The organism is Brevibacillus sp. FSL L8-0520 (assembly GCF_037963895.1).
Classification (GTDB): domain Bacteria; phylum Bacillota; class Bacilli; order Brevibacillales; family Brevibacillaceae; genus Brevibacillus; species Brevibacillus borstelensis.
This window is the reverse complement of sequence record NZ_CP150171.1, coordinates 423,968-443,073: the sequence shown is the minus strand read 5'-3', so window position 1 is coordinate 443,073 and position 19,106 is coordinate 423,968. Positions and strand designations below refer to the sequence as shown.

Sequence of the window (19,106 nt, the reverse complement as noted above, 5' to 3'; positions counted from 1 at the left end):
TGCAGTAAACAAGTTTAGCTGAAACAAACAAAAAATGGATAGAGTTTCAGGCATCAACTGAAGCTCTATCCATTTCTATTACCTTTATTGCGAAGGCTTGATCAATACCCCCCGCCCGGCGTAAAAACGGGCGAAGACCTCGAAGCTTAACCGGACATTTTCCTGACTGGCGGGCGTGTCCCCGGATGGATTGTGAAAAACGACCTCCCGGGTTTGAGCATTGCCGCCAAATACATACACCAGATGCCCGCCTTGCCGGGGCGGCGTCACCTCAGGCGTGCGGATACTCGGGTGGACAGAAGCAAAGAAGACATGGCCTTGATCGAGCAATTCGCCGATCTCTTCAATCGGTGTATGCTCCTTGACCTCGGCTGCAAGCCCGAATTTGTCCGCGACAAAGGAAACAAAGGGACGGTAGAACAAGCCTTTGATCGTCCCGTCCCCGTTCTCGACATACCCTCCGTATTCCCGGCATTGTTTCATTAACTCGATGGTTGGAATGATTTGCTTTTGCCGATGGGCGAGCAGCATTTTCAGGCAAGCCATGCCGCAGATGTGAGCGCTCCAGGTCGCATATTCCTCCCGGTTGGAGGCGCCGGACAGATGCCACAGGGGGTCATCGGCAGGAAGCATGCGCCCGGACAAAAAATCCGGCACCAGCTCCCGAGATTCCCATTGCGAAAAATAAGGCACTACAGCCATATTCTCATTCCTTTCCATGGCGATTTGTTCGCTCCCGATCAAAATGAAGGTACCAGTACAGCGCAGTCTCGCCGCTGCTTTCGGGAATGCCTTTATACACAAAAAAATCAAAGCCGCCTATGACAAAGCCGCAGCTCTCGTAAAATTTGCATGCGTTTACATTGTTGCTTTGCGTCTCCAGCATGATGCCGGCCATTCCGCCCGCCTTCGCCCAAAGCACGGCCTGCTCGATTAATTTGCGGCCGATACCAAACCTTCTGCAGCTTTTGTCTACTTTGATGTCTTCTATATAAGCGAAATGGTTCCAATTCCGCTTCAACACAATCAGGCCCGCGACTTTATCGTCTGCCAGTGCGACATAGATGATTTGATCGGGATTGCCGATGTATTCGGAATAGTCCACGTCTTCCTCTTCCAAATAGCTTTTCTGATAAGCAGGCACTTCTCTGACTGTATACCCGATTCGCCCATCGGTTACGGATAGGACAAGCTCGGAATCAACGAGAAAGCTGCCATCGATGCTATCCACGCGGTAATCTCCGTGAGCGTCCTTCAGTTCCGCTATTTTTATATTCATTGTCTTCCTCCCGTACTTAACTGGCCCCCACAAGAAGACCGACAATCCAGCTACTCTCCCTTTGTTCTAAATGGACAGCCTTGCTTTGGATATACTAAGTCCAAATTCATTGTCCATACATGAAAGGAGGATTGTTCCCCATCGACACACACCGCGAGGACCATTTGCCCGATTTTAAACAGTTGACCGACCGCGTGATCGCCCCGCCTCCCCAAGGTCCAATCATTGGCATTCGGACCAATCTGGACAAAGAATCCGAGGATGCGGGAAAAGAAGCGCCGAAATAGGCGATCCAGCCTCTTGTCCGAAAGGCTACAGGCACAAGCCGCCCAGCTTTGGTACGACGGCTTGTGCCGAACCATCAAGGGCGCGGATTTGGCCTGGGGGAATCAGCCACTCTTTTGCATCCCCTCTGGCATGTTGCTCGCGCAGCCGCTGCCTTCCATAGTTGCAGTCCGCCAGGGAATACTTACTATTTGTCCATTCTGCTGCCTAAGTCCTTCTCTTTATATCGGGCAGCTCAATTTTTATCCGGGAATAGAAAAAGACAGCCCCTTTTCAGAGCCTGCCTTTGCCATTGCGAATACCCGCCAACATATGAATTTGTCGGACTGGTATGCTTACAATTCCAGAAAGACGCCCACCAGCGAATAAAGAATCACGGTAGAAAACAAGACGGTCATGTGCAGCAGTGAAAACAGGAACAGCGATTTTGCCCACTTCTCCGGGTCCATTTTTTTATAGCCATACACACTTAAAATCAGCCATGCGACACTCAACAGAAGAGCCACCAGCATCAGTCCGAGGCTAAGCGAGCCAAGCAGAAAGCTGGTCGCGATCAATACGACCAAATACACATTCGTTTGGATATAGGTTCTGCGGACGCCCTTGACTACAGGCAGCATGGGAACCTTTGCTGCCTTGTACTCATCGTGCTTGCGGATCGCGATTGCATAGAAATGGGGCATTTGCCAAATTACCATGATCACAAAGAGGCCCAGGATCGCCGGATGCGTGATATCCGGATGAATCGCTGCCCACCCGATGAGCGGAGGAGCTGCTCCAGAGATGCTTCCCACCTCTGTATTGTAGATCGTCCTTCGTTTCGTCCACATCGTATAAGGGACGACATAAAAAAACAGTCCCAAAAACCCCAGCAATGCCGCAAGCGGAGTAGTCCATGCGAGAGCCGCCAGTCCCAGGATCGTCATGACAATCCCCAGCCACAATACCGTCTTCGGCTCTATTTCCCCTGTTACAGTAGGTCTGTTTTTGGTCCTCTCCATCACAGAGTCAATGTCGCGGTCATACAGGTTATTAAAAGCCCCCGCCGCCCCCATTACCAGACTCGAACCGACGAAAGCCAAGATGATTTCCGGAAGCTTTTCAAACGGGCTGATCTTGTACGTATATAAGGCCAATGTCAATCCCGCAAACATCGGAATCAAATTCGACTTGATAATCCCCGTCTTCACGGTTTGCGCCAAAATCTTTGACAATGTCTGTTTCGGAGCCGTTGAGAGGGCTTGTTGTATGTTCGTATCGATTTTTTCGTCCTTTTGCATTTTCCCTATCTTCCTTTTCTAATCTACCCGAAATGTGACCAGCTCTTTTTACTCCTACCTAGTATATCAATTTATCATTCATTATGTTGCGAGTTCAAACAATTGGCACACACCAGTACCTGCCAAATGGGAAATGACTATCCCGAAAGACGCTGCAAATAACGATTTAAAGTAGAAAAATACAGATGTTTCCTTATATACTCATTGGAATTTACATACTAATCGGTATATTAATAGTATATGGGACGGCAGTCAAGAAAGGAAGGACGAGCGGTGACGAGACGACGATTGACCCAAGAGGAGCGCAAGCAGGAAACACGGCAATTGCTTCTGGAATCGGCAGCGAAGACTTTTGCCCAGCTCGGTTTTCACGGGGCCTCTGTCGATAAAATCGCGGAGTTTGCCGGGTTTAGCAAAGGAGCCGTTTACGCCCATTTTCAGTCCAAGGAAGAGCTGTTTCTTGCTATATTGGAACAGCAAATGAAATTGCATGTGCACACTATCCATAAAATTATTAGCCAACAGCCTTCACTTGAGCATTTTCATGAGACGATGAACCGCTATTTCCATTCAGCCAGACAGCAAACCCGGACCTGGAGCATGCTGAACATGGAATTTCTTTTATATGCGATGCGAGAGGAATCGGTTCGCCAGAAGTGGTCGAGCATGATCTTGGAATCGGCAGAACAACTCTCAAAGACAATCGAGGAAATGATGGCAAAGGAGCATTGCGAGGCGTCTTTATCTGCGGAAGAAATGGCGTGGACTCTATTGTCGCTGGAAAATGGCATGGCTATCTTTTCTTCTATTGTGGAAAACGCCGCTCCTCCCGATTTATTTGGAAAAGCGCTGCAAAGCATGCTCCAGCCCCCTCGTGAGGAAGAATAGGTTTCCCCTGATGGGAGGGGGCAGCATGTCAAATGCAGGGTTGGGCGTTTGTGATCATCTATACGGAAATAAGGGGTGAACATGATCGTGCCATACAATATGGATTAGCTCCCCCAAATCGTCAATGACAGCATCCGCCTCTGCTACAGTTTCAAACTGTTCATTTCTCTTCCAAACCGCCTTCATTCCGACAGCCCGGCTGGCTCTGACATCGTTCTCCGGATGATCCCCTACAAATAGAGCATCTTCTGCCGGAACGCCAAGCTTTGCAAGCGCCCGAAGAAAAATCGCCGGGTCTGGCTTTTGCAGCCCTTCCCATTCCGATATCAATGCCTTATCGAAAAAATGCTCAATGTGCAGCGCCGGACACACCCCTTTGCGCTTTCATGCCTCGCTAAAAAAGCGGCTATCCAGACATACGCTCAAACACTTCCATTGCTTGAGCAGCCGTGGGGACCTGGACGACATTCTCCTCTGCGAACTCATGGGCTTGTGGATCGTCACTTCTTCTAATTTCGCTTGCGGCCGCTTCTACGTCGTAAGCCGTCCGCCGAAACTCGCATCCGTTCGGGCCAAGCAGCAGCCAATAGGCACCGGGCTGGTCGGCATAGGGCATACCCACGCTTCCTGCATTGATGACGCGAGTTTTTCCGGCAAGCAGTTCAAACTGAATATGCGTGTGCCCGCAAACAACCGTTCCTTGCTCAACTCCCTGAAAGATAGCGTCCAGCCTTTCCTGCTGCGTGAGCGGTGTAAAAATCACCTCGTCGCTATGCGGGGTCGCATGACAGAACAATACCTCCCCAATCCCTTCGATATCATGGACAAACAGTTGCGGCATCTGCGACAAAAAATCGCGCTGAGCGCGTGTCAACTGTTTGGCGACCCATTCGGTCTTTTCACGCCCCTTCGCTGACATTCCGGGACGAAGCGGCTCACCGTCAAAAGCCATGACGACTTCGCGATCACAGTTGCCACGTATGAAGCGGACCTTTGTTTCCAGCCGGAAAAGACGCTCGAGCGTCTGTGCAGGCATTGGCCCAGAGACGATATCTCCCCCAATGACAATCAAGTCCGGCTTCACGTCTTCAAGCTCATCCAACACAGCGTGTAGGGCTGGCAAATTGCCATGGATGTCATAAAGTGCTGCCACTTTCATCGTACATCTCTCCTTTCGACCATCAAACCGTACTTTTAAAAAAACCACCACGGAAACGAAATGCTTGCGTGGTGGTTTTGCTTTGTGCCAGGTTAAACCGCTGTTTTCTTTGGCGCTCTTCCGTACGGGACGGCCATCATTCGCTCCCACATCGGGATAAACTGCTTGATCAACGGCCCGATCGCTACTGCCGTCACCAGTGTACCGATCGAAACCGGCCCTCCCAAGAGAAAGCCCACGAGCGCAACTGTACATTCGATCCCGACCCTGACTTTGCCGATCCCCCAGCCCATTCGTTCATGCAGCGCCAGCATAAAGCTGTCGCGGGGTCCGGCCCCGATTCGCGGCGAAATGTACATCCCTGTTCCGAACGTATAGATCAGAAGCCCGCCCGCGAACAAGACGACGCGCTCCGTCAAGGTTTCGCCGGTAGGAATCCATTCCAGCCACAAGAATAAGTCAATGAACAGCCCGAAGAAAAACATGTTTAAAAACATGCCCACGTTTGGCCTGATCTTTCCGATTACGTAAGACGCGAGTATGATGAGCGCTCCAACGATTTGCGACCAACTGCCGATGGTCAGTCCAAATGTCTTTTGCAATCCAATGTGCAATGTATCCCACGGAGCCACACCGAGATTCGCTTCGATCATCATCCCGATTCCAAAGCCCATCACAGCCAGGCCCAGCATGAAAACGGCATACTGAACCGTTACCGGGCTTGAAAAAAACTTCTTTATCATGATTGGTTCCCCCTGTTGTGTTGGGGTGGTCAGCCCCTATTTTCGGTTGTCCTCTTCAGGACGCATAAGGGGGAGATTGTGCGAATGCTATCCATTGTCCGAAGACGGGCATCACGTGTGTATCCATAAGCTTCACCTTCTTTCTGCAAAATTGAATATTTGGACTACTTGACCGAGTAAATGACCCTACAGGAGGAACCGGCTTCAAGCTCACGCCATCTTGCATCTTATGATAATTTTTCAGGATTTATTTCTCTTTCCCTCTCCCGTTGAACGAAAGGACTTGCTTATTCTCTCTTTTCTACCATTCTCGTTTCCACTTGTCTATAGGAAAAAGGCAGTCCCATACCAAATCATGGTGATGTAAGGAACCCCTCTTGGCTATTTGGGAACAGGAAGAGTGCAGATAAGCAAGAGACTCTTTCAACTTTCATTCACGCTGGAAAGTTGAAAGAGCCTTCTTCAGGCAGCCAGAACGGCAGAATTTGACTAGTCGTTTAGACTGGAAAGATACTTTCTCTTTAACCCGAAGTAAAAAAGAACCTGCAAGAAAAGGTACACGGCCACCACATACAACGCCTGCAGCATCGTATAATGGATTTTTGAGTAGTTGGTATTCACCAATGCGATATAGTACAAAGCCATAGCAACACCAAAGATGGCTGGTACCGAAAAGATCAATTTTAACTGTTTCGTCAGATTTTGCGTCATCTCGCGGTTGGTGATCCCGATTTTTCTCAGTATCGTGATTCTCTGCGTTTCTTCCGCAATATCTGTAACAATTTTATAGAACAGCACAATACTTGAGGAGATCAGGAGCAACGCTCCCAAAAACGCCATGGAGAAGTAAAAGACGCCATTTATTTGTACATCTATTTCTACTTTCTCGGCCTTGGAGAAAGGGCGATATGCTTCCAGCAAGGTCCTTTCGTTTTTCGGTCCACCCAAAAAGGTTTTGTCCTTCCAGATGGACTCATCAGCGTGATTCGCTTCCCGCAAAGTGCGGAGCATCTCAGCAAATATCTTGTTTTTATCACCGCTGGCGAGGTTGATCAAATGATACTTGGAAGTATCGGGATAGCCGCTCTTTCTGCGGATCATTTCATAGTCTGCATCATCGACTACATAGATGTGATACGTTGAATACGCATTGGTATACTCTAAATTTGCAAACTGAGCCATATCACTTTGAATCCGATCTTTCGAGACGGTAAATACATCGGCAGGGTCGACCTGACGAAAGAAGTCTGAAGAGCTCATTGTTATATTCGCCTCATCGAATGATGTGCCTGGGCTTTGCACGCTTTTTTTATTCATCAAAAACATGACATCTTCAGCAGGTTTCGTTTGAATCTCTCCGCCATCAAGAAATACATCCAGCATGTAGCCTTGTTTTACGTCCTTGTTTGCAGCCATATGCTTGTTGTAATTCCTTTCGCTAACAAGGACACCGTTGAAATACGTACGCTCACCCGTTTTCACTTTGCCATCCTTCATTTTGTAAATCGGTAAGGAAAGATACTCCAAGACCGCATATTTCTCGAGCTTTCCGCCGCTATCTTCAATGACTTCCCGCATCTCATCTGGCGAAACATGATTGTATATACCATCTTCAACGAACATGAAGTCATACGGCCTCTCCAAATCATTGAATGTAACGGTATTTTTATGGATCGTGTAACCGACTCCGATCAGAAAAACACCCAGTGACACCATGAGGGAAACCACGTAAAGAATCGTCCGGTAGGATAAAAAACGGTGTGCAAGATTAGACAGAACCAGCAAGTTGTTATTGTACACCCTCGGAAATTTACGAATGAACAATTGGCATGTGCTGATCAATGTACCGAAAATGAAGAATGGACTAGCTAATACCACCATCGCACAAAGCGCAAGCATCGCCTTGCTACCATCAAAGATTTCATCCGTGTAAATTTTCGGCAATAGGTACAAGGCTAGTCCAAATAACAGGATAGATACCAAGCCGACGAAGGGATTGGCAGTGGCTACTTCTTTTTTCGAGCTGGATTGAATGACTTCAATGATGGACAGTTTGGTCAAATATCTCTCTGTAAAAAATGTGCTGATGATATAAATCGGCAAAAAGACACCGATCGTCAGCAAAAAAGAATCAAAGCCGATGCTGTATTCGATAGTTTTCAGCAATTTGCCCAGAATCAGGTAAAACATCCTCGAAAAAAGCAATCCTGCCGTAATTCCGGTTAGCAATGAGATGGAGATAATGATGATATTTTCTCGTCGCGTCATCTTTTTGAGGTCTCTGGCAGTCATCCCCAATGTCAAATAGACGCCAAATTCTTTTCCTCGGAATTTTACAAAATACGTTTGCGTGTAGGAGATAAAAACGATACAGAACAGCACGATCGCCACAAACGAAAAATTGAACACACTTTTCGTGTTGTCCGGGATGCTGTCGTTAAAAAACAAGGTTCCATACATAAATAGAACAGCGACAATAAAACTGTTTACGAGATAAAAGGAGATATAACGGGCGAGGTTGTACTTCAAATTTTTATATACAATCGCGGAAAACGTCATTGGAGCTCTCCCCCAATCATGCTTTCAGCTTCCAGGATGCGGTCAAAAAATTCCTTTCTGTCGCCACTCGATGCGATTTCCATCTTGATCGCTCCATCTTTGATAAAAATGATTCTTTTGCAAAAAGACGCAGCAAAGGGGTCATGACTGACCATGAAAACCGTGCTGTTTCTTTCTTCATTGATCTTTTTCAGCGTATTCATAATATTTTTGGAGGATTTTGAATCGAGATTTCCCGTCGGTTCATCGGCGAATACGATGGCGGGGTCATTGATCAACGCTCTGGCTACAGCTGCTCTTTGCTTTTGTCCACCCGATATATGATAAGGATATTTATTTTGGATATGCTCGATTTCGAAAAATGCTGCAAGCTCCTGAACTTTTCCGTTAATTGTTGCCGGGTCGATCTTGTCCAGTATCAAGGGAAGGGAGATGTTTTCCGAGATCGTCAGGCTGTCCAGCAAGTTAAAGTCCTGAAATACGTAGCCTACACTGTGCCTCCGAAAAAGCGCCATTTCCTCCTTCGACAGGTTTGTGATGTTTTTGTCCTCGATAAAGATTTCTCCCGACGTGCATTGATCGATACCAGACAGCAAATTCAGCAAAGTGGTTTTGCCGCTACCGCTCGGCCCCATAATGCCAACAAAATCGCCTCTCCTCACACTGAGGTTTATTCCATGCAAAGCCGTAACTTCTTTGGCTCCTTTAAACGAGTTGTACACTTTTGACAGGTCATTTACTTTTAATACTTCCATCAGAAAGAAAACCTCCAATACGCAACGTTTGTTCTGTTCTAAGCAGAAGTTTATAGGAGGAATGGATAACAAAATATCGATTTTGCTCTCAAAGTCTTACAGTTTTGAAAGAAAAACGATGTCGACCGTCGTTCCTTTATTCTTTTGTGATTGAATGTGAATGTGATGTCCCAATCGATCCGAAATAAGCTTGACCATATAAAGCCCGATTCCTGTGGCATTTCTGTCCCGTCTCCCGCCATCTCCCGTAAAAAATGGATCAAATACGCGATGGAGATCCTTTTCGTCAATCCCAATCCCCTCATCAATAATCGATAGAATCACCTTGTCCCGTTCTTTTCTTGCGCGAATCATGATTGATTCGCTCCGCTCTGCTATGGAATACTTGATGGCGTTTGACAGGACTTGCTCAAGCATATACTGTGCCCATTTTTTATCGGTCAAGATTTCAAATTCTTCCGGTATATCCACAATCGGTTCGATTCCTTTATACCTGATTTCTCTTCTTCTTTCGTTCAAGGCTTGATAGACGAGTTGCTTCAACGGCATGCGCTGAGCGATAAAATCCCTGGAAAACTCTTCGATTCTAAGCAAGTTCAGAGCTTCCTCCAGGTTCTTTTTCAATCCTTCATTCTCTTCCTTGATGTCTTCCAAATACTCATCATTTTCTCTTTCCGCAAGTCCGATTTCACAAGCCAGGTGGATGACGGAAACCGATGTTTTCATGTTGTGGATCCATTGTGAAAACAAGGCATTTTTATTGTTCTGTTTGACTTTGTTATCATAAAGCCTTGCGTTATAGTGACGATGGAGTTTGGAGAGCGTCTGAAAAACAAGCTTGTCTTTGTGATTCGAGACATGCTTGGCGTAGTCCGGACTCTTCCCTCCGTCCTCGATCTCGCTTACAAATTGATGATATTTGTATACTTCGTAGCCTACATAAAGAATGAGCAGAGTACTGCTCAACAGGATCGGATATACATACTCCGCGCTATCCAGCAAAAGCATATAAAATAAAATGATCAAGAGCGTATTCATCGTGTACACGAAGATCGTCACTTTCTTGTCCTGGATCACTTCAATCAGTAACGGAATGAAAGACATATCCCAACCCCCTTTTCGTCGTGATGACATCCTCAAGCCCCAATTCCCTCAGCTTTCCCTTTATTCTGGACATATTGACATTGAGCGTATTTTCCGCCACGAAGGTGTTATAATCGGTCAGCACATCAAACAGATCATCTCTGCTCACCAGTTTCCCTCTGTTTTGCATCAATAATTTGATGATTTTATACTCATTCTTCGAAAGCTCTACGGTTTGATTTTCATACTGCAGCTTTAAACTGTCCTCCAGCAGCACCAGCTTCCCCTCTTCGATCCTGACCCCATCCGAGTATTGCATGGACCTCCGCAAGGCCGCGTTAATTTTGGCCATAAGAATCCCGACACTAAACGGTTTGGTGATATAGTCATCCGCCCCTAGCTCCATTCCTCTGATTTGTTCTCCTTCTTCATTCCTGGCGGATAATATGATGATCGGTACGGCGTGGGTTTTCCTGATTTGTTTCAAGTAATAAAAACCATCAAACGTCGGCAAATTGATATCCAGAATGATCAGATGAGGTTCTACCCGGTCAACTGTTTCCACGACCCGCTCAAAATCCCCGACAATGAAAACTTCATAATCGTATGCGGTCAAATACTGCTTGATATATTTGATCAGCTTCACATCGTCTTCTATTAAAAGTATTTTCATCGCTTGCCTCCCGAATCAGGATTGTTGGATGCATCGCTTTTTGCTTTGCATGCCGTGGCCTGCATACATTATATCCCTTCCTTTTTTCAGGGCGAAACCGGGAGAGTCTCTTCAGCTAAGACCAGGGGCATTTATGTGCGGATATCACCGAGAGGTATCCGACTACAGCAAAACCTGGAAAACTCCAATACCATGTAATATTTACAGCTTTGCTTGGTAAAGGAGAGTGAGGACTTCTTGGCAAAACGAAAGAAGATCATCGTCCGGATTGCCTTTAACTCCAAAAAGCTAAAGTACAACCGCAAGAAGAGATTTACGACGAAATGGATTAAAAGCCGGATGAAAATATTTATGCGGTATACGCGGAGAAGTTTGCAAAGACAGACCAATCAAGGCTTTGTCGCTCTCGTGGAGTATGAGGACCGCTCCCGAAGGAAAATAAAAAAAGAGCTGCGCAAGTACAGCAAGCTCCCTAAAAATATCAAATTCATCCCCAAAAGCAAGTACCAGAAAAGTATCAGGAAGCGCCTCAAGGGCTATCATTATTTGTATTTGGTGCGGTTGGATTCAGACGATTTGTACCGCCGAAGCTATATCCAGCAGCTCAAGAATCACCGCAGAAGAAAGGGAACGTCCGCGGTGATCAACCAATTTGGCTACATGTATGACTCGAAAAAGAAGCGAATTGCGCCGATGTATGCAAAGTCGCCGGCATTCTATACGTTAATCTATAAAGTAAAAGATTATTTGAAAGGAAAACGGTATCGGCTTGCCGGGGGACATCCCGCCGTCATCCGCCTGCGCCACGACAAATTGCGTCTGCGCAACTATGTACACGTCATCCACTCGGGCAATACGACAAGCAAATTTCGTTCAAAGCGGAACAAGGTCATCAACAAAAGACGTATTGTAAAAAATCGGCGCCAGGTCAAAAGGATCCTCTCGTCTTTTATGTAAAAAGGACCTTCTCATCGTTTTATTTTACAAGAAAAAAAGGTGCCGATTTGGCATCTTTTTTATTCTTGAATCGAAAGCGATATGCCAGGAGGCTTAGTCTGGTTGGTGTTGAAACACAGGCCCTCCATCTTTTTCGTCGGCTTCACCATCTCGTTATTCATGGATTAACTCAAATAATTCGACAATCAAAACCGTATCATCTGTTAACGTAATCCCGATATCTTTCCAAGCAAGCCGATGGTCCTCCTGGAATTGAGCGACATCGTCTCCGTTTCCTTCTCCTTGGACAAGCCGCATATCTGGGTTTCCAAACGTCGTTTCAAAAACCTCCTTCAGTCTCACATTGCATCTGGGATTGCCATGCTTGTCATAGACGGTGACAATTTTTCCGACCGGCTCGTATGTTTGCTGCAATTCTTCCGCGGAATATTCTTCTTTGGGTGCACAAGTAGCCGTTTTCTCCCCCCTGAGGATTTGCTGAATCAATCTCTCGCCCAAGCCATTATCCTCTTCCCAGCCAAATATCATTTTGTGATTATGTACTGTAATTTCTGACATAGACTCTCCTCCAAAAGCTCACTTATCCATTCATCATAACATTTTGGCGAGTTGGCTTCATAGCTTGCCTGCCCTGTTATTCCCGTCAGCCTTTCCTTTGCCTGCCCATTTGGCATTGCCGCAAGTACTCGTTTTACCAGTTTTCGAATCGCTTATGGCCGCGGCGCAGGCATCAAAAAAGACGCTTCCGTGAGGAGCGTCTTTTAGCATTCCGAACATGTGTTCTTTTTTTGAAACATCCAAACTAACCAGACGTATATTCGACCTTCATATTAGTAGTATAAACCATTCTGAATTATAAGTCTATATTTACTTGAAAAAATGCTTTAAAGTTTGTATACCCGGCCGGGAAACTTGTGGTGTGTATCTGTTTGTAAACAGGAACATGCCTGCTTTGACAATAATGAGGAGGATATGGATGAAAATACGTTCATGGAATAACAATTTGAAAACCCGGTTAATCGGGGAAGCACTGTTTAACATGCTGTTTTGGATGTACTTTCCGTTTATCACTGTATATTTTGGTGCGGCATTGGGCAATCACATCGCTGGCATTTTGATGACGGTCCCTCCGATCTTCAGCCTGATCGGGAGTCTGCTCGGAGGAGCTTTGGCCGACCGGTGGGGAAGGCGTCCTGTCATGCTGCTGGGCGCTTTTCTTCAGACGGTGATGTTTGCCTTGTTTGCCGTGTCTTGGTCCCATTGGATCGATTATATCGCATTCATCGGTCTTGGTCTGGGAGGAGCCATTTACAGGCCGGCAAGCTCCGCTATGGTTGCCGATCTGGTTCCCGCACAATCCCGCCGCCAAGTATTCGCAACGTTTGCGACGGCCAACAACATAGGAGCGGTTCTCGGACCTGCACTTGGAGCCGTTTTCTTCTTTCATTACCGGCAAGAGCTGCTGTGGACCTGCGCACTGGTCTTGCTGCTGTATTTCATTGCCATGTATGCAATCGTCCATGAAACATTGCCGCGGTCGGCGAAAAACCCGGAAGCGCCGGCTTCGATTTCCCGCGCTTTCAAGGAACAATGGAAAGGCTACGGCGTTATTCTTCGCGACAAAGTGTTTCTGGTGTATACGTTGGCAGGCATCTTTGCGCTGATCCCGATCATGCAGCTGGATCTGTATTTGTCAGTATACGTGATCAATGAAGTCCCTGCCCAGCCACTGTTCCCGTGGAATGGCGATACCCTTTTGCTTTCCGGTACGGAGATATATGGATGGCTGCTGGGATTTAACGGTCTTTTGTTTGTCCTCTTCATCCTGCCTGTCACGAAGTGGTTCAACCATTGGCAGGAGCGCAATGTCTTTATTCTGTCGACGCTGTTGGCCGGCGGGGGCACATTCCTCGTCGGGATCAGCACGAATATATGGTTCCTGTTTTTCGTTACGGTTATCTTCACCTTTGGCGAGATCGTGCGCTCACCCGTGACACAGAGCTTTATCAGCCGCTATGCCCCGGAGCATGCCAGGGGGCAATACATGGGTGCTGACAGCTTGCAGGCCACGATCGGGAAATTTTTGGCCCCGGTCACCGTCTTCCTGTCCGGGTGGATGCCGCCTATGGGAATATTCAGCCTCATTTTGGCGCTCGCCTTGATCAGCACCGCGCTATACATTCAGTTATTCAGAATGTATGTGGAGAAGCCTGAAGCGGCGGGCTGATGGAAGCTTCAGCCCAATGCCGTACTAAGATCGATACCGTACCGTCAAATCGATTCCATCCTGCCAAAATAGTTGATCACAAACTGCTTGAATCGCAAGGCGGCAGGCGACAAGTACCGATCCTCAACATACGCGATCCCGATCACGCGTCTGCACTTTGGCTGCCGGATCGGGATATACACGATTTTGCTCTTGTCCAACCCTACGTCGGGGAGAAGCGAGAGGCCCAGACCAGCGGCGACCAGCCCTGCAACGGTAGACACTTCTTCTCCTTCGAACGTAACTTTCGGATTCATTCCCAATTGCCGGAACAAACCATCGGTAGTTTCACGCAGCGCGTACCCCTTTTTCAAAAAGATAAAGGGTTCGTCCGCTATTTCTTCCATCGAAATGCTCTGGGCATGAGCCAACCGATGATTCGTGGGCAGGATCACAAAAATCTCCTCGCTCCAGAGAGGCTTCCATTGGATCGGCACTTTTGTTTCGGTTGGCTCTGCTACAAGACAAAGGTCGAGCTTGGCGGCGTTCATCTGCTCTAACAGCGAGTAGCTGTGATTTTGGGTCAGCTGAAAACGGATCGCCGGGGAATGGACACGGAAGGCGCCAAGCAAGTCAGGGATCAGGCTGGTGCCGAGCGTATGCAAGAACCCTAACGCGACTTCTCCATGCTCCGGATTCACCATATCGTGCAGCTCCCGCTTCCCAACGTCAAATTCCATCAAAATGCGATTCACCCGCTTCAAAAAGAGCTGGCCATATCGATTCAGCACAATGGTACGCCCTTGTCGGTTGAATAACGGTACCCCAAGCTCCTCCTCCAGTCGGGCAATGGAACGGCTGAGGGCTGGCTGGGAAATGGACAGGTACTCGGCCGCACGCGTCACATGCTGCAAGTGAGCCAAGGTTTGAAAGTATTCGAGCTGTTGCCACTCCATGTTTGAATCCTCCTTTCTGTAAACATCGTGTGCTGATTTATCTATTACCCGTGTGCATGAAAAACATAATTACAATGAATTATACATCATGAGTTGCCGGTGATAGTATAAAAATGCGTACGGAAGAAGGTAAGGAGGTTCTTGTCATGGGTTACATTCAACAAGGCACCGCTGCTTTTCGCAAATCGAACCTGGCCTTTTTTGCAGCCGGATTCAACACGTTTGCGATTCTTTACAGCACGCAGCCATTAATGCCGGAATTCACCAAGGAATTTCACATCTCCCCTGCAATGGCCAGCCTGTCCCTTTCTTTGACCACCATATCTCTGGCGGTTAGTATGCTGTTGTTTGGCTCGATATCGGAAGTATGGGGACGCAAGCGAATCATGATGATCTCCATGCTATCCGCCTCCGTCTTGTCCATTTTGACTGCCTTCAGTACAACGTATGAAAGCCTGCTGGTCTTCCGGGTGATTCAGGGATTCGCTTTAGGCGGACTCCCCTCCATCGCAATGGCCTATTTGGGAGAGGAGATGGAACCAGCCAGTCTCGGTGTGGCGATGGGCCTGTACATCAGTGGAAACTCGCTGGGAGCCGTAGCAGGCAGAATCATTGCCGGAATGATGACAGACATGTTCAACTGGCACGCAGCGCTGGGAACCATTAGCGTCATCAGCATTTTGGCCAGCCTGATATTTTTTGCGAGTTTGCCCAAGTCCCAAAACTTTCACCCGCGTTCTCCTGAAATTGGCAAGCTGCTTGCGTCTCTGGTTGATCACTTGAAAAATCCGGCATTGCTTTCGCTCTATGTCATCGGGTTTCTCATCCTTGGCAGCAACATTGCCTTGTTTAACTACATCGGGTATGTCCTGACCGCGCCACCCTACTCATTGAGCCAGACGGTGATCGGCTGGATTTTTATCGTCTATCTCGTAGGCATGTTCAGTTCCGTCTGGATGGCAAAAATGGCAAGCAAATACGGTAGACAGAAGGCGCTTTTGCTCTCTTTGCTGATTACCTTGGCCGGAGTCATTCTGACATTGGATTCCCATGTGTGGCTCAAAATATTGGGCTTGCCGATCGTGTCTTTCGGATTTTTCGGCAGCCACTCCATCGCCAGCAGCTGGGTGGGATACCGCGCTCATCACGATAAGGCGCAAGCTTCTTCGCTCTACCTTTTCTTTTACTATATAGGCTCCAGTATCGGAGGGACGACAGCCGGCGTGTTTTGGTCTTCCCAAGGATGGGGCGGAGTCGTCGGTATGATCGCGGGATTTTTGCTGATCGCACTTGTACTTACGTTGCTTCAAGCAAAATGGGTTACGGCCGTGCAACATAAGAAAACCATTTCCTTTAAATGAAGCCATGCGTTGAAAAAATCCTCATCTGGCGAATGAGGATTTTTTTGTGTTTGAAAGAGTTAGCTGCCTCTCTAGGTTGTCTCATGCCGATACGCCTGCCGAATAGGAGAGCAACATTTGCGGATGTCGCAGCTTTCCTGGCCTCTCCGGAAAGCCGGTGGATTACTGGACAGTGCATCGATGCTAGCAGGGGATCGCATTTGTGATTTATCTCTTTCTTGCCAAGCGGGCTGCCGATCGTTTTCTCGGCAGCCCCAAAACGGTAACGTCCCGTTTTCACTTTGTGATTTTCTTTCGCCAAGATATTTGTAGGGCAGTTGAGATTCAACCGTCTGTCTTGGCTCCATTTTTCGTCACAAGCATGTTGTTCAACGGCTATGCAATCAAGTAGCTCTTGAGTAGCCTTTCCGTATACTTCATATTGCGTTCGATCGGGGCATTGCTGCCCGTCAAACGGCTCGCCATGATGGCCCCTTCCATGGAATCGATCAAAAAAGCGGCCATTTCGGCAGCATCCATATCCGGACGAAACTCCTTGTTGCATATGCCTTGCTCAATGATCGATTGAACGAATTTGACCATGCCCGCGTAAGCTCCTGCGGCCTTCTGACGGAGTTCGGGGAACGTTCCGTCGCTTTCTACCGCCGTATTCAGCAGCGGACATCCGCCGGGTATGGGCGGGTTGTGGACAGCATCCTGGTAAACCGCCGAGATTTTCAGCAATTTATCGAGCGTACTCGTCCCCTCTCCCACAGCTTGTGTAAAAAACTGCTGCATGATTTGCCCCGCTCTCTCAAAGGCAGCCAGCACAATCAGTTCCTTGGTTTCAAACCGCCGGTAAATGGCTCCCTTCGGCAAACCGGTTGCTTGCATGATTTCTTGTATCGACGTTTGAGCAATGCCTTTCGTATTAAACAAAAGCATGGCGGCATTAACGATCTTTTCCTTTATCTCATCTGATTTCTTCATATGATTCATCCCCCTGGCAGGCAGTCCTATTCATTAGAACCTTCCGCGACTTCTTCATATTGTCACGAATTACGAGAAGCTGTCTATTTTAAATTAGCAGAAGACACCGTATAATGAAACCGTTCAGACCGGACGGTCCGGTCTGATCTATTATACATAAAAACAGCAAAGGATGGTTTGCCAGTGTGAAAAATCGAACGAAAGAAAAGAATGGCGTTGTTATTCTGCTGTCAGTCGTCGCGTTGATGTGGATCATGCATACGGTAACCAAAAATTTCGTGTCTGATCCCGAATTCATCAAGCTTCTTGCAACCAGGGATTCCTTTACCGCCGACCGGGCATTGTGGTTGTTTATGCTGAGGGCGCATATTGTGCTTGCGATTGTCTCTTTGATTACGGGGCCTGTCGGCATGCTGCGAAACATACGTACCCGGTCAATCGCCTGGCATCGATGGAATGGGCGAATCTACGTCGTTTCTATCCTGCTGAACTTCATTCCCGGGCTTTACGTTTCGTGGTTTGCGGCGGGAGGCTTGACAGTTGCCGGTTTCCTCCTCTTGAATTTGCTCTGGCTCGGGACCACTTGGCTCGGATATCTCCATATTCGCCGCAAGCAAACTGCCGAGCATTCCAAGTGGATCACACGCAGCTTTTTTCTTACTTACGCGAATCTGGCCATTCATCTCCTGCTCCCGCTCGGCCAGCACGCAATCGGGCTTACGTACGCCTCTGCGTATGCGTTCGCCGTATGGGGGAGCATGCTGCTCAATCTGGGATTGGCAGAGATTTTCATCTGCAAGAAATGGATGACCTAGGAGTGGTCAACCTTCTCATTTTCGAAAGCCCGCTGAGCTAATGTATAATAGTGTAAGCAAAGGGGGCGGAGAGCGGTGGAGTGGTTAATAGGTCTGGCCTGCAGCGCCGGGATTGCTGGAGCGGCTTATGCAAAACGGTCGCTGTCCGGTTCCGGCTTTTTCGCGGCGGTGATGCTGGGCACGGTGATGTACGCGCTCGGCAGCGCGGTCTGGTTCGGCTCCCTTATCGCTTTTTTTGTTTCGTCGACGTTATGGTCCAAGTGGAAAAAGCATGCAAAGGCAGAGGCAGAGAGCGGTTACGAGAAAACCGGGAGGCGCGATGCGGGCCAGGTGCTGGCGAATGGAGGAGTGGGGCTGCTGTTATGCGCGGCAAACTGGGCGTATCCGCATCCGCTTTGGTGGTACGCCTTCCTCGGCGTAATGGCGGCGGTCACAGCCGATACGTGGGCTACCGAAATCGGCGGCTTGAGCCGGACGCCTCCAATATCGATCAAGACGGGTCGGCGCGTTCCGCCCGGCACGTCCGGAGGCGTCTCAGGCCTCGGTATGGTCGCTTCGCTGGCTGGCGGCCTATTTATTGGCGCTGCAGCGTGGATGCTGCTTGTGGTGGTGCCCGGCCAATCCGCACCGGATACGACCTCGGCGGCTCTTAGACCGGCGGCCTGGATCGGAATAGCCGGTCTGGCGGGCATCATTGGATCGCTGGCCGATTCGTGGATCGGTGCGACATGGCAGCAAATGTACCGTTGCCCTGCTTGCGGCCGGGAGATCGAGCAGGTCCGCCACTGCGACAGGCCAGCCGAGCGGATCCGCGGCCGCTCCGGCTGGAGCAACGATACCGTCAATGTCGCCGGATCGCTTGCTGGCGGCGTAGCAGCCGCCTCGCTGGCTCTGGCACTCGGCTTGGCCTGATGGGAAAAGCCGGAAGGACCTTGTATCGTTGAACGATGCCTGGTCCTTCCGGTGATGCCACATGCCTTGTACTATAGACGTACGGAACGTTAATAGAATTCCTATTAAAAAATGGTAGGCACCATCCCCCCGTCCATACGGATTGGAGAACCTTTACATGCGGATGCATCAGGGCTGCATACGAATGCGGCCAGCCTGCCTATTCAGCTTGATAAACTTTCTCCAC

21 protein-coding genes and 2 pseudogenes are annotated in these 19,106 nt (G+C 48.4%); 9 read left to right on the top strand and 14 right to left on the bottom strand.

Going from position 1 to position 19,106, the window contains the following annotated elements; all coding sequences use genetic code 11:
• Positions 1–84: 84 nt before the first annotated feature.
• Both NSQ24_RS02565 and NSQ24_RS02560 read right to left on the bottom strand, forming a co-directional pair.
• Complete coding sequence (locus NSQ24_RS02565) at positions 85–720, bottom strand: C39 family peptidase (RefSeq protein ID WP_031933386.1); 636 nt, start codon at positions 718–720, stop codon at positions 85–87.
• Positions 707–1,279 (bottom strand): GNAT family N-acetyltransferase, encoded by a 573-nt coding sequence (locus NSQ24_RS02560; protein ID WP_003392852.1) that lies wholly within the window; start codon positions 1,277–1,279, stop codon positions 707–709. The genes NSQ24_RS02565 and NSQ24_RS02560 overlap by 14 nt, the downstream gene beginning before the upstream one ends.
• Positions 1,280–1,410: 131 nt before the next feature.
• Here NSQ24_RS02560 and NSQ24_RS02555 point away from each other — a divergent pair, with 131 nt between their 5' ends.
• Positions 1,411–1,566, top strand: a complete 156-nt coding sequence (locus tag NSQ24_RS02555; RefSeq protein WP_003392854.1) for a hypothetical protein — start codon at positions 1,411–1,413, stop codon at positions 1,564–1,566.
• A 333-nt stretch (positions 1,567–1,899) separates the two neighbouring features.
• Here the strand turns inward: NSQ24_RS02555 and cyoE are convergent, their stop codons facing one another.
• Positions 1,900–2,844, bottom strand: coding sequence for a heme o synthase (gene cyoE / locus NSQ24_RS02550; RefSeq protein WP_003392856.1), 945 nt, complete (start codon positions 2,842–2,844; stop codon positions 1,900–1,902).
• Positions 2,845–3,117: 273 nt separating this feature from the next.
• On the opposite strand from cyoE, the gene NSQ24_RS02545 reads away from it, so the two are divergent.
• Complete coding sequence (locus NSQ24_RS02545; RefSeq protein WP_338462796.1) at positions 3,118–3,732, top strand: helix-turn-helix domain-containing protein; 615 nt, start codon at positions 3,118–3,120, stop codon at positions 3,730–3,732.
• Positions 3,733–3,786: 54 nt separating this feature from the next.
• Here the strand turns inward: NSQ24_RS02545 and NSQ24_RS02540 are convergent, their stop codons facing one another.
• The 7 genes from NSQ24_RS02540 to NSQ24_RS02510 form a co-directional block, all read right to left on the bottom strand.
• Positions 3,787–4,104, bottom strand: a complete 318-nt coding sequence (locus NSQ24_RS02540; RefSeq protein ID WP_081924473.1) for an HAD family hydrolase — start codon at positions 4,102–4,104, stop codon at positions 3,787–3,789.
• A 34-nt stretch (positions 4,105–4,138) separates the two neighbouring features.
• Positions 4,139–4,891 (bottom strand): metallophosphoesterase family protein, encoded by a 753-nt coding sequence (locus NSQ24_RS02535; protein ID WP_003392865.1) that lies wholly within the window; start codon positions 4,889–4,891, stop codon positions 4,139–4,141.
• Positions 4,892–4,983: 92 nt separating this feature from the next.
• Positions 4,984–5,634 carry a DUF6198 family protein gene (locus NSQ24_RS02530; protein ID WP_003393069.1) on the bottom strand — a complete coding sequence of 217 codons (651 nt, stop codon included), beginning with the start codon at positions 5,632–5,634 and terminating at the stop codon, positions 4,984–4,986.
• Between the two features lie 489 nt (positions 5,635–6,123).
• Complete coding sequence (locus NSQ24_RS02525) at positions 6,124–8,094, bottom strand: FtsX-like permease family protein (protein WP_327955957.1); 1,971 nt, start codon at positions 8,092–8,094, stop codon at positions 6,124–6,126.
• Positions 8,095–8,189: 95 nt separating this feature from the next.
• Positions 8,190–8,948: an ABC transporter ATP-binding protein gene (locus NSQ24_RS02520; RefSeq protein WP_171506039.1), complete on the bottom strand. Its 759-nt coding sequence runs from the start codon at positions 8,946–8,948 to the stop codon at positions 8,190–8,192.
• 96 nt (positions 8,949–9,044) lie between these two features.
• Positions 9,045–10,052 carry an ATP-binding protein gene (locus NSQ24_RS02515; protein WP_339167181.1) on the bottom strand — a complete coding sequence of 336 codons (1,008 nt, stop codon included), beginning with the start codon at positions 10,050–10,052 and terminating at the stop codon, positions 9,045–9,047.
• Positions 10,027–10,704, bottom strand: coding sequence for a response regulator transcription factor (locus tag NSQ24_RS02510; RefSeq protein ID WP_172920434.1), 678 nt, complete (start codon positions 10,702–10,704; stop codon positions 10,027–10,029). The genes NSQ24_RS02515 and NSQ24_RS02510 overlap by 26 nt, the downstream gene beginning before the upstream one ends.
• Before the next feature lie 237 nt (positions 10,705–10,941).
• Between NSQ24_RS02510 and NSQ24_RS02505 the strand changes: the two genes are divergently transcribed.
• Positions 10,942–11,661, top strand: a complete 720-nt coding sequence (locus NSQ24_RS02505; protein WP_003393058.1) for a glycosyltransferase family A protein — start codon at positions 10,942–10,944, stop codon at positions 11,659–11,661.
• 153 nt (positions 11,662–11,814) lie between these two features.
• On the opposite strand, the gene NSQ24_RS02500 is transcribed toward NSQ24_RS02505, so the two are convergent.
• Entirely contained in the window at positions 11,815–12,219 is a 405-nt protein-coding gene (locus NSQ24_RS02500; RefSeq protein ID WP_152562264.1) for an ASCH domain-containing protein, read from the bottom strand.
• A gap of 418 nt (positions 12,220–12,637) precedes the next feature.
• Between NSQ24_RS02500 and NSQ24_RS02495 the strand changes: the two genes are divergently transcribed.
• Positions 12,638–13,888: an MFS transporter gene (locus NSQ24_RS02495; protein WP_003393054.1), complete on the top strand. Its 1,251-nt coding sequence runs from the start codon at positions 12,638–12,640 to the stop codon at positions 13,886–13,888.
• A gap of 44 nt (positions 13,889–13,932) precedes the next feature.
• On the opposite strand, the gene NSQ24_RS02490 is transcribed toward NSQ24_RS02495, so the two are convergent.
• Positions 13,933–14,823, bottom strand: a complete 891-nt coding sequence (locus NSQ24_RS02490; RefSeq protein WP_122958184.1) for a LysR family transcriptional regulator — start codon at positions 14,821–14,823, stop codon at positions 13,933–13,935.
• Positions 14,824–14,969: 146 nt separating this feature from the next.
• Between NSQ24_RS02490 and NSQ24_RS02485 the strand changes: the two genes are divergently transcribed.
• The 3 genes and pseudogenes from NSQ24_RS02485 to NSQ24_RS02475 all read left to right on the top strand — a co-directional run bounded on the left by NSQ24_RS02485 (position 14,970) and on the right by NSQ24_RS02475 (position 16,575).
• Positions 14,970–16,184: an MFS transporter gene (locus NSQ24_RS02485; protein ID WP_031933395.1), complete on the top strand. Its 1,215-nt coding sequence runs from the start codon at positions 14,970–14,972 to the stop codon at positions 16,182–16,184.
• 119 nt (positions 16,185–16,303) lie between these two features.
• Positions 16,304–16,390, top strand: a pseudogene (locus NSQ24_RS02480) (short-chain dehydrogenase); the annotation flags it as partial.
• Positions 16,387–16,575: a hypothetical protein gene (locus tag NSQ24_RS02475; RefSeq protein ID WP_172920431.1), complete on the top strand. Its 189-nt coding sequence runs from the start codon at positions 16,387–16,389 to the stop codon at positions 16,573–16,575. The pseudogene NSQ24_RS02480 and the gene NSQ24_RS02475, both read left to right, overlap by 4 nt.
• On the opposite strand, the gene NSQ24_RS02470 is transcribed toward NSQ24_RS02475, so the two are convergent.
• Positions 16,560–17,153 carry a TetR/AcrR family transcriptional regulator gene (locus tag NSQ24_RS02470; protein ID WP_031933396.1) on the bottom strand — a complete coding sequence of 198 codons (594 nt, stop codon included), beginning with the start codon at positions 17,151–17,153 and terminating at the stop codon, positions 16,560–16,562. The two genes, NSQ24_RS02475 and NSQ24_RS02470, sit on opposite strands and share 16 nt — an antisense overlap.
• A 185-nt stretch (positions 17,154–17,338) precedes the next feature.
• Between NSQ24_RS02470 and NSQ24_RS02465 the strand changes: the two genes are divergently transcribed.
• Together NSQ24_RS02465 and NSQ24_RS02460 are read left to right on the top strand one after the other, a co-directional pair.
• Positions 17,339–17,968, top strand: coding sequence for a DUF2306 domain-containing protein (locus NSQ24_RS02465; RefSeq protein WP_339167177.1), 630 nt, complete (start codon positions 17,339–17,341; stop codon positions 17,966–17,968).
• A gap of 75 nt (positions 17,969–18,043) precedes the next feature.
• A complete protein-coding gene (locus tag NSQ24_RS02460; RefSeq protein ID WP_031933398.1) occupies positions 18,044–18,880 on the top strand; it encodes a DUF92 domain-containing protein in 837 nt (278 codons plus the stop codon).
• Positions 18,881–18,984: 104 nt separating this feature from the next.
• Here NSQ24_RS02460 and NSQ24_RS02455 read toward each other — a convergent pair.
• Positions 18,985–19,083 (bottom strand): annotated as a pseudogene (locus tag NSQ24_RS02455) (oxidoreductase); the annotation flags it as partial.
• Positions 19,084–19,106 lie beyond the last annotated feature (23 nt).

Excerpts from the sequence above, each read along its gene's own strand:
- NSQ24_RS02565 (WP_031933386.1), bottom strand. The coding sequence starts at position 720 with ATGGAAAGGAATGAGAATATGGCTGTAGTGCCTTATTTTTCGCAATGG.
- NSQ24_RS02560 (WP_003392852.1), bottom strand. The coding sequence starts at position 1,279 with ATGAATATAAAAATAGCGGAACTGAAGGACGCTCACGGAGATTACCGC.
- cyoE (WP_003392856.1), bottom strand. The coding sequence starts at position 2,844 with ATGCAAAAGGACGAAAAAATCGATACGAACATACAACAAGCCCTCTCA.
- NSQ24_RS02535 (WP_003392865.1), bottom strand. The coding sequence starts at position 4,891 with ATGAAAGTGGCAGCACTTTATGACATCCATGGCAATTTGCCAGCCCTA.
- NSQ24_RS02530 (WP_003393069.1), bottom strand. The coding sequence starts at position 5,634 with ATGATAAAGAAGTTTTTTTCAAGCCCGGTAACGGTTCAGTATGCCGTT.
- NSQ24_RS02525 (WP_327955957.1), bottom strand. The coding sequence starts at position 8,094 with ATGTATGGAACCTTGTTTTTTAACGACAGCATCCCGGACAACACGAAA.
- NSQ24_RS02520 (WP_171506039.1), bottom strand. The coding sequence starts at position 8,948 with ATGGAAGTATTAAAAGTAAATGACCTGTCAAAAGTGTACAACTCGTTT.
- NSQ24_RS02515 (WP_339167181.1), bottom strand. The coding sequence starts at position 10,052 with ATGTCTTTCATTCCGTTACTGATTGAAGTGATCCAGGACAAGAAAGTG.
- NSQ24_RS02510 (WP_172920434.1), bottom strand. The coding sequence starts at position 10,704 with ATGAAAATACTTTTAATAGAAGACGATGTGAAGCTGATCAAATATATC.
- NSQ24_RS02500 (WP_152562264.1), bottom strand. The coding sequence starts at position 12,219 with ATGTCAGAAATTACAGTACATAATCACAAAATGATATTTGGCTGGGAA.
- NSQ24_RS02495 (WP_003393054.1), top strand. The coding sequence starts at position 12,638 with ATGAAAATACGTTCATGGAATAACAATTTGAAAACCCGGTTAATCGGG.
- NSQ24_RS02490 (WP_122958184.1), bottom strand. The coding sequence starts at position 14,823 with ATGGAGTGGCAACAGCTCGAATACTTTCAAACCTTGGCTCACTTGCAG.
- NSQ24_RS02485 (WP_031933395.1), top strand. The coding sequence starts at position 14,970 with ATGGGTTACATTCAACAAGGCACCGCTGCTTTTCGCAAATCGAACCTG.
- NSQ24_RS02470 (WP_031933396.1), bottom strand. The coding sequence starts at position 17,153 with ATGAAGAAATCAGATGAGATAAAGGAAAAGATCGTTAATGCCGCCATG.